The sequence below is a fragment of the Streptomyces sp. NPDC057271 genome (assembly GCF_042668715.1).
Classification (GTDB): Bacteria; Actinomycetota; Actinomycetes; order Streptomycetales; family Streptomycetaceae; genus Streptomyces.
On record NZ_JBHUYJ010000259.1, the window covers coordinates 1 to 1,231 of the forward strand.

Sequence of the window (1,231 nt, forward strand, 5' to 3'; positions counted from 1 at the left end):
CTGAGAGGTGCGACGGCCATCTTCACGCGCTGGTAATGGCCGAGGTAGCCCTTGGTCTGGAGCTCCTCGTGCAGGATCTTCGCGCTGTGCTGTCCCTCGTCCCAGCGTTGCTGCAGGTAGTCGAGGTAGGGGTCCAGGGTGGAGGGCTTGCGGGGCGGGCGACGCATCACCTCCTGCCAGGTCCGGGCCCGGGCGTATTTGCCGACCGTGCGGCGGTCCAGGCCGAGCTCGCGGGCCACGGAGCTGTGGCTCCGGCCGGTGCGGGTCAGGGCCTGAACGGCCTCGAACAGTCTGCGGGCGTGGCGTGCGGCCCGGGTGTCCTTCGCGGTGTTCCCGGCAACCTCGGCCGGTGCGGAATCGCTCTCGTCGGCCGGGGGCAGTGCCGCGAGCAGGCAACCGCGGTGGGCGGAGGCGATGTCCTGGACACGGCGGGAGAGGCCCTGCCAGAGGTGGAAGCGGTCGCTGACCTGCACCGCATCGGGAGCTCCGCCCGCGATGCCCTGCTGGTAGGTGAGGGACCCGTCGCGGCAGGCGACCTCGACACCGGGGTGCTCGCGGAGCCACCGGCTGAGCTGGTCGGCATCGCGGCCTTCCCAGAGAGTGAGCGGGAGCCGGGTGGTGGCGTCGACCAGGAGGGTGCCGTAGGTGTCGCCGTAGAGCGCGAAGTCGTCCACCCCCAGCACCCGGGGCGTCACCAGCGGCGGAAGAGGTACCCGCATCAGCTGGGACAGGACGGTGCACCGCGAGAGCCTGATGTTCAAGATCCGCAGCATCCGGGCACCGCCCCGGCCCGCCAGCACCACACCGACGTCCTCCACCAGGCGCTGCAACTGCGGCGTCCGCCGTTGGTAGCGCACGGCCAGCCCCGCTGTCTGTTCGGCGAAGGTCACCTTCGGGCACACTGCGTTTTCGCGGTACAGACGGCGTACGGACAAGTCGATGCGCACAGGTCGGCCCCCGAGACAGACGTCGGCCAGGCGCCGTACATAGCGGCTATGGCACCACTCGCTGAGCCAGCCGCATCCCGTACATGCCGCGGGAACACCGGACCTCGTACGGGCGCGAACCACCACACCAGTATCAGAGACATCAACCGAGACGACCAGCACATCAGCTAACTGCGGTAGCAGTGAAGCCAGTTCAACAGAGCACAGCCACAGGCTGCCCGCGTTGCGGACCGGCTGACCGTGTCACCGAGATGATCTCCGGCTACGAAAATCTTGCCAGAGCC

Annotated in this window: 1 protein-coding gene; it reads right to left on the minus strand. The window is 68.9% G+C overall.

What is annotated here, in order from left to right:
- Positions 1 to 890, minus strand: an 890-nt coding sequence (locus ACFUJR_RS39335; protein ID WP_383181781.1) for a transposase, incomplete at its 3' end; no start/stop codon positions are given.
- Between the last annotated feature and the right edge of the window lie 341 nt (positions 891 to 1,231).